This is a genomic window from Caulobacter zeae (assembly GCF_002858925.1).
Taxonomy (GTDB): Bacteria; Pseudomonadota; Alphaproteobacteria; order Caulobacterales; family Caulobacteraceae; genus Caulobacter; species Caulobacter zeae.
Genome location: NZ_PJRS01000004.1, coordinates 92,049 through 99,354, shown reverse-complemented (window position 1 = coordinate 99,354; position 7,306 = coordinate 92,049). Strand labels below are relative to the sequence as shown.

The window sequence follows — 7,306 nt, the reverse complement described above, 5'->3', positions numbered from 1 at the left end:
ACCATGCGGCGGCGGGATGCAGTCGAGCGGGAAAGAGTCCGGTCGGGAAAACCGGACGCTCGGGGACCTGGCGCTGGCCAGGCCCGCCCGCCGTCGGCTTCGTCGGGGACAGACGGGAGAGACGCTCCTACCCAGGACATCCCCGCCCCGCGGCGCGCCTTTCGGGAAACCGGCGGGCGCGCTCCGGCAAGGCGTCAACAGCGCCGCCGGCCGGAGGCTGACGGAAAACGGCGGCGCGGAGCGCTCGGCTTCGTCGAAACGGTAACTTGCTGAAAACAGCTTCCGGGCGTCGCCCGGGCGCCCCGCACCCCTTCGATCAACTCGCAGCGAAAGCGCGAGGCCGCAAAGCCGCGCCCCAAGATCCTCCCCCTCTGGGGGAGGTGTCCGCGAAGCGGACGGAGGGGGGGCGTTCTCAGCTCTCAAGGCGTCGGAAACTCATCACCAGCTCCCCCCACCGATCGCTACGCGATCGCCTCCCCCACAGGGGGAGGTTCGCAGACCCAGCCCCCCCTTCAGGGGGAGCATCTCGAAGCCTCACCCCACCGCCGTCAGCCCCCGGTTCCATGCCACCAGCGCCGGCCCCGGCGAGAACCCGACTCGTTCGGCCTCGACGATGAAGATCGAGTGGCTGCCGGCGTCGACCACGGCGTCCACGCGGCACACGGCTCGCGCCACGCCGCCGGCGAACACCGGCGGGGCCTGGCGATGCAGCCGCCAGCGGCTGGGATCGAACCGCTCGTGGGCCCGCGACCCCGAGGCGAAGCGAAGGGCTTCCTCCTCGTCGGCAGCGCCCAGCAGCGCCACCGACAGGTCGGGGCGCGCGAGCAGCGCGTCGTGGCACCCCGCCTCCTTGCGCACGCAGAACAGGAAGCGGGGCGGGGCGACCGAAAGGCCGGTGATCGAGCTGACCAGCAGGCCCCGCGGGGCGTCGCCGTCCCAGCAGGCGACGATGGCGACGCCGCTCGCCAGGTGGGCCAGCACGTCGCGAAAGTCCGTCTCCGGCTGCGCGACCGGAGCGCCGGCGTCGTACGGCGCCATGGCGTCAGCTCGCCGCCGCTACGGCTTGCGCCTCGCGCTCGGCCACCAGTTTTCGCACCAGCGGGATCAGGTCGCGGCCATAGGCGACGGCGTCCTCGACGGGGTCAAAGCCCCGGATCAGGAAGGTCGTCACGCCCAGGTCGTAATAGTCGAGCAGGGCCTCGGCCACCTGCTGCGGCGTGCCCACCAGACCCGTCGAGTTGCCCGCCGCGCCCGTGACGGCGGCGACGCCGGTCCAGAGGCGCTTGTCCAGGCGCGAGCCTTGAGCCGCCGCGTCCAGCAGGCGTTGCGAGCCGGCGTTGGGCGGACGGTGGCCGCTGGTCGGCAGGCCGGCGGCCTCGCGCAGGGCCTTGGCCTTGGCGACGATCTCGTCGGCGCGGGCCCAGGCGGCCTCTTCGGTGTCGGCGATGATCGGGCGCAGCGACAGCGAGAACTTCACCTGGCGTCCGTGCTTGGCGGCGGCTTGGCGCACCCGGGCGATGGTCTCGGCGACCTGGGCCTGGGTCTCGCCCCACAGGGCGAAGATGTCGGCGTGTTTGCCGGCCACGGGGATCGCCGCATCGGACGAGCCGCCGAAATAGACCGGGATCTGAGGCGTGCGCAGCGGCTTGACCGCCCCGAAGCCCTGATCGACCTGATAGTATTGCCCCTTGTAGTCGAACGGCTTTTCGCTGGTCCATTCGGCGCGGACGATGTCGAGATACTCGCTGGTGCGGGCGTAGCGCTCGTCCTTGGTCAGGTGGTCGCCGTCCTTGGCCAGTTCCTCGTCCGAGCCGCCGGTGATGATGTGCACCGCCACCCGGCCGCCGGTGAAGTGGTCCAGCGTCGCCAGTTGCCGCGCGGCCAGGGTCGGCTGGGTGAAGCCCGGCCGGTGGGCGATCATGAACTTCAGGTTTTTGGTCACCGAAGCCGCGTGCGCCACCACCAGCTGGCTTTCCGGACCGGTCGAGTGGAAGGCCACCAGGGCGCGGTCGAACCCGCCCTCGTCATGGGCGCGGGCGATCGTCTCGACATAGTCGACGTCGATCACCGGGCCGGCCGGCGGATGGATCTCGGAGACGTTCTGGGTGTGGATGATACCGATGAATTCGACGCTCATGGGATGTTCCTCGATGTGCGGATGAAAGGGATCAGTGGGCGTGGGTCGGCGCCTGGGCCGTCTCCTTGCGCAGGGCGCGCACGACGGAGGGGCGGGCGAAGGCGCGGGTGGCCTTGGCGCTCCAGGCGGGATAGGCGGCAAGGTCGATCTGGCGGCGCTCGGCCCAGCGCCAGATCACCAGGGCGTAGGCGTCGACGGCGCTGAAATGCTCGCCCAGCAGCCAGGGACCCGGCGCCTGGGCCAAGCGCTCGATGTCGGCCAGGGTGCGGGCGAAGCGGGCCTCGCCGGGCGTGGCCAGGGCGGCCTTCACCGCCTCGTCGTCGGCATAGCGCTCGGGTCTGGCGATCTGGGCGAAGGCCACGTGCACGGTGCTGGCGAACCAGCTCATCACCTCGTAGGCGTGCGCCAGCTTAAGCGGCTCCAGCAGCGGCAGGAGCTCGCTGTGCGGGTAGCGGTGGGCGAGGTAGGTCAGGATCGCCAGCACCTCGGTGACCGGCTCTGCGCCGACCAGCAGGGTCGGGATCCGGCCCTTGGGATTGACCCGCAGGTATTCGGGCTTGCGCTGGTCGCCGGCCGCCAGGTCGAGCCGGCGTACGTCATAAGCGACGCCGATCTCTTCCAGGGCCACCAGCGGGGCCAGCGACGAACTGCCGGGCGCGATGTAGAGGGTCAGGGTCATGGCGAGGCCTCAGATCACGTAGAAGCCGTGCGACCCGTCACGGGCCAGCTGGTCGACCAGGCCGAATTCCCAGTCGAGATAGGCCTGCATGGCCTCGGCGGCGTTGTCGGTCCCCTCGTAGGGGCGCTTGTAGATGTCGGTCGGATCGCTGGCGGCGCGGGCAAGGCCCGTCTCCAGCGCCCGGCCGGCGGCGACCCAGGCGGCCGTGCCGCCGTCGAGCACCCGCACGGGCTGGTCGGCGATCTCCTCCAGCTCCGGCGCGGCCAGCCGAGCCAGAACCCCGTCGGGCGAGGTCAGGACGATCGGCTTGCCCTCGGGGATGCGCTCCAGCGCCTCGGCCAGCTGGGCCCGGATCGCGAACCAAGCGCCGGGGATGTGGCCCTTGCGGTGGGCGGGGCTGGGCGCGAGGTCCAGCACCACCACGGCCTCGTCGGCCAGGGCCTCGGAGAGGGCGCGCGGCAGGATGGCCTCGACCACCGGCAGGTGTGGCGGCTCGGACGGCTTCCAGGCGCCCGTCGCCAGCTCGCTCTCGAAGCCGCCTTCCAGCACGTAGACCTCCCAGCCCAGCTGGGCCAGCCATGAGGCGGTCATGTCGGCGCGGGGGCCCAGGTCGTCGGCCAGCACGATGCGGCCGCCGCGCACGGGGGCGAAGACGTCGGTCTCCTGCACCAGCTGGCCGCCCGGCGCGCTGCGGAAGCCGGGCAGGTGGCCTCCCGCGTATTCGTCGGGCGTGCGCACGTCGAAGCGGTAGAGGGTCCGCTTGCGGTCGGTCGCCAGATCGGCCAGCCCCTCGGCGTCGATGCGGCGGACGCCAGCGCGGTAGGCCACGTCGCGGGCCTTGGCGCGGGCCTCATTCAGGGTCTGGATCGAGACGTCGGGGAACTTGCGGCTCTGGCCGTGCTCCAGGCTCTGCTGGGCCAGGGTCCAGCCGATGGTGCCGTTGCGCAGGGCGAAGACGGGGTTGGGCACGCCGGCGTTCACCAGCGACTGGGCGCCGATCAGGCTGCGGGTGCGGCCCGCGCAGTTGACGATGATGGTGGTCGAGGGATCGGGCGCCAGCTCCCGCGCCCGCAGCACCAGCTCGGCGCCCGGGGTGCTCACCCCGCCGGGGATGCTCATGGTCGCGTATTCCTCGAACCGGCGGGCGTCGAGGATCACCTGGTTGGCCTTGGCGTCGATGCGGGCCTGCACCTCCTGGGCTGGCAGGGACGGGGTGTGCCGCCGCGCCTCGACCAGTTCGCCGAACGCCTTGCTGTAGGAGTTCACGTCCTGGAACAGCTCGTAACCGGCGTCCGTCCAGCCCTGAAGGCCGCCGGCCAGCGCCCGGACATTGGTGTAGCCCAGGGCCGCCAGCCGTTTGCCGGCCGGCGAGACCAGGCCCTCGCCGTTGTCGTACAGCACGATCCGCGTCTCCTTGCGGGGCACGCGATCGAGGATCTCGACCTCCAGCCGGGAGAGCGGCAGCTGCGAGGCGAACAAGGGGTGGGCCTTGGCGAAGGGATCCTCCTCGCGCAGGTCCAGAAGGGCGATCTCGCGGCGGGCGATCAGGTCCTGGCGGACCTCGCGGGGCGTGACGACGGGCAGGGTCATGGCGCGGCCTCGGCGGGGACCGGCTTGGAGCGGTCCCACAGGTTGGGAAGGGTGTCGTTGGAGTAGCCGGAGACGAAGGGCTTGCTACGTCCCTCGGCGTCGTAGGTGGCGCGGCGCACCGCGCCGATATTGGCCCCGTAGACGTGGATGCTGATCGACGGGCGATCGTCGAAGGCGTTGGTCACCCGGTGCACGTCGCCGACGGTGGGCGAGACGGCCTCGACCTCACCGCGTTCCAGCCGGTGGACCGGACCATCGGGAACCAGCGCCTCGCCATCGCGGCGATAGGCTTGCGACAGCTCGGCCCCGCGCAGCACGCCCACCAGGCCCCAGACCGTGTGGTCGTGAACGGGCGTCGCCTGGCCCGGCCCCCAGACGAAGCTGACCACGCTGAACCGCTCGCGGCTGTCGCAGTGCAGCAGGTACTGCTGGTAGCGGGCCGGGCTGGGCTGGGCGTAGGCCTGCGGCAGCCAGTCGTCCGTTGCGATCAGGCCGGCCAGCAGGGCCTCGCCCTCGCGCAGGATCTCTGCCTCCTCGCCCGTGCGGTCGAGCAGGGCGCCGAGGTCTCCGACGAACTGGGCCAGGCGGGGAAGGTTGGGCGTGCTGCTCATGACGTCACAGCGCGTACTTCAGCGTGACCAGCCAGGTCCGCGGATCAGGGAAGTTCAGGTAATAGACCCCGGTCGACGGCGTGTAGGTCGAGGTCACCGGCTTGTCGCTGTCGAGGATGTTGCGCGCAGACAGCTGCACGGCCCAGTGCGGATCCGGCGCGGTCCAGGTGATCGTGCCGTTCAGGAAGCCTTGCGAGGGGATGTCGTTCTGGCCGCCCGCGGCCGGGGTGGCGCTGCTGACCACGCCGCTCTGCCATTGGGCGTCGAGGCCGGCGCGCACCGATCCGGGAACAGAGACCGGCACGTCCCAGGTGACGCCGCCCGACAGGTTCCAGCGCGGCGAGTTCAAGAGGCGGTTGCCGTCGGCGTTGACGCCCGCGCCGCCGGCGCCCTTGTAGTCGTCATAGACCGCGTACAGCCAGCCGACGTTGAAGTTCAGGCCCACCCGCTCGGTCGGCCGCGCCTCGGTCTCCAGCTCGACGCCGTAGGTGTGCGCCTGGCCGGCGTTGCCGCGGCGGCTGCCCACATAGGCCGGGTCGTAGAACGACACCTGCAGGTCCTGGTAGTCGTTGTAGAACGCCGCCAGGTTGGCCCGCAGCCGGCGGTCGAAACCTTGAGTCTTCAGCCCGGCCTCGAAGGTGGTCACGTCCTCGGGCGCGAAGGGCAGGGTGGCCAGGTCCAGGCGCGTGGCCCGGTTGTCGAAGCCGCCCGACTTGAAGCCCTTGGAATAGCTGACGTACTGCGAGACGTCCGGCGTCCACTGGTACTGGACGGTGAACTTGGGCGTGATCGCCGACCAGGTCTTGTCGGCCGTGCCCGCGATCGACTGGCCGACGACCTGGCCGGCCAGGTTCAGCACCTTGTTGTCGAAGGTGAATTCCTTCTCCTCGTTGGTCCAGCGCAGCCCGCCGGTGAGGCTGAAGCGATCGGTCACCGCGTAGGTCGCCTCGCCGAACAGGGCGTAGGCGTCGGTGTTGGTGACGTTGTGGGCGCGGGCGAAGTTGTAGTTGCCGGGCGTCACCGTCGGGTCGGTGGCTTGCGCGTTGCGGCGGCTGTAGCCGTCGCGTTCCACGAAGAAGCGTTCGTGCAGGTAGAACAGTCCGCTGGTGAAGGTCAGGCGGCCGTAGTCGCCGTTCAGCTGGACTTCCTGGGTGACGTACTGATCGTTGTAGTGGATCAGGTTCTTCTGGATCAGCGCCGCCTCGCCGTCGTTGTCGTAGTTGACGGGATTGAGGTTGAAGCCGCCGTAGGCGGTGATCGACTTGATCTTCAGGTTGTCGTTCAGCGCGTACTGCACGCGGATCGAGCCGCTGATCTGGTCCAGGTCCTGGGTCGGTTCGACTTCGGAATACGATCGGCGCTTGTCGAACTCGCCGCCCGGCTGCCTGACCGGGATGTAGCTGCGGGTGTCGCTGCGGTCGCGCAGGGCGTTCAGCGTGAAGAGGACGTCCAGCTTTTCGGTCGGGGTCCAGCGCAGCTTGGCGCGGTAGGCGTCCAGGTCGATGCGGTTGACGTCGTGGTTCAGCGTCGGGTCGAAGGTCACCCCGTCACGCTTGTGGTGGATGTAGGACAGGCTGCCGGCCAGCTTGTCGTCGACGATCGGCCCTTCGATCAGGGCGCGCACGTCGACGGCGCCGTAGCTGCCCAGGCCCACCTCGGCCTTGGCGCGGAAGTCCTGGCCCGGATCGCGGGTGATGATGCGCAGGGCGCCGGCGCTGGAGTTGCGGCCGTAGAGCGTGCCCTGCGGCCCGCGCAGCACCTCGATGCGCTCCAGGTCGTTGAACTCGATCATCGAGCCGATCTGGCGGGGCACGTAGACGTCGTCGACATAGACGGCCAGCACCGGCTCCTGGATTGGATCGGCCTCGCCGACGCCGCGCAGGGCGTAGGTCTGGGTAGTGTGGCTGATGGTGACGCGGCTGATCGACAGGTTCGGGATCTGGCCGGCCAGGTCGCGGATGTTGTCGACCTTGCGATCGGCCAGCACCTGCGGGCCGAAGGCCGAGATGGCGATGGCGGTCTTCTGCAGGTCGGTGGCGCGGCGCTCGGCGGTGACGATCACCTGCTCGACGGCGGCCGATCCGCTGTCGTCGGTATTGGCGGCCGGCGCCGGTTCGGCCGCCAAGGCCCCGCCGGCGACGGCGAGGCCCGAAGTGAAGGCGAGAAGTTGAAGCTTGAAGGTCTGCACGTCTTTATCCCCGACTTGTTCGATGGGGATTTGTCGTCGTGAGGGCGCTTATCTCAACGAATATAAAATGATCGAGCGGATAGCTCTGCTCATATCGTCCG

At 70.0% G+C, this 7,306-nt stretch carries 6 protein-coding genes; all 6 read right to left on the bottom strand.

The window, feature by feature from the left end; all coding sequences use genetic code 11:
* Positions 1-534: 534 nt before the first annotated feature.
* Genes SGCZBJ_RS01360 through SGCZBJ_RS01335 form a run of 6 tightly spaced genes read right to left on the bottom strand, consistent with a single transcriptional unit; the run spans position 535 to position 7,205 of the window.
* Positions 535-1,038: a flavin reductase family protein gene (locus SGCZBJ_RS01360; protein ID WP_101716239.1), complete on the bottom strand. Its 504-nt coding sequence runs from the start codon at positions 1,036-1,038 to the stop codon at positions 535-537.
* Between the two features lie 4 nt (positions 1,039-1,042).
* Complete coding sequence (locus tag SGCZBJ_RS01355; RefSeq protein WP_101716238.1) at positions 1,043-2,137, bottom strand: LLM class flavin-dependent oxidoreductase; 1,095 nt, start codon at positions 2,135-2,137, stop codon at positions 1,043-1,045.
* Between the two features lie 31 nt (positions 2,138-2,168).
* The gene (locus tag SGCZBJ_RS01350; protein ID WP_101716237.1) at positions 2,169-2,816 is read right to left on the bottom strand and encodes a glutathione S-transferase family protein; all 648 of its coding nucleotides are present in this window, start codon (positions 2,814-2,816) and stop codon (positions 2,169-2,171) included.
* 9 nt (positions 2,817-2,825) lie between these two features.
* Complete coding sequence (locus SGCZBJ_RS01345) at positions 2,826-4,406, bottom strand: rhodanese-like domain-containing protein (protein ID WP_101716236.1); 1,581 nt, start codon at positions 4,404-4,406, stop codon at positions 2,826-2,828.
* The gene (locus SGCZBJ_RS01340) at positions 4,403-5,017 is read right to left on the bottom strand and encodes a cysteine dioxygenase family protein (RefSeq protein WP_101716235.1); all 615 of its coding nucleotides are present in this window, start codon (positions 5,015-5,017) and stop codon (positions 4,403-4,405) included. The genes SGCZBJ_RS01345 and SGCZBJ_RS01340 overlap by 4 nt, the downstream gene beginning before the upstream one ends.
* Before the next feature lie 4 nt (positions 5,018-5,021).
* Positions 5,022-7,205, bottom strand: coding sequence for a TonB-dependent receptor (locus SGCZBJ_RS01335; RefSeq protein ID WP_101716234.1), 2,184 nt, complete (start codon positions 7,203-7,205; stop codon positions 5,022-5,024).
* Positions 7,206-7,306 lie beyond the last annotated feature (101 nt).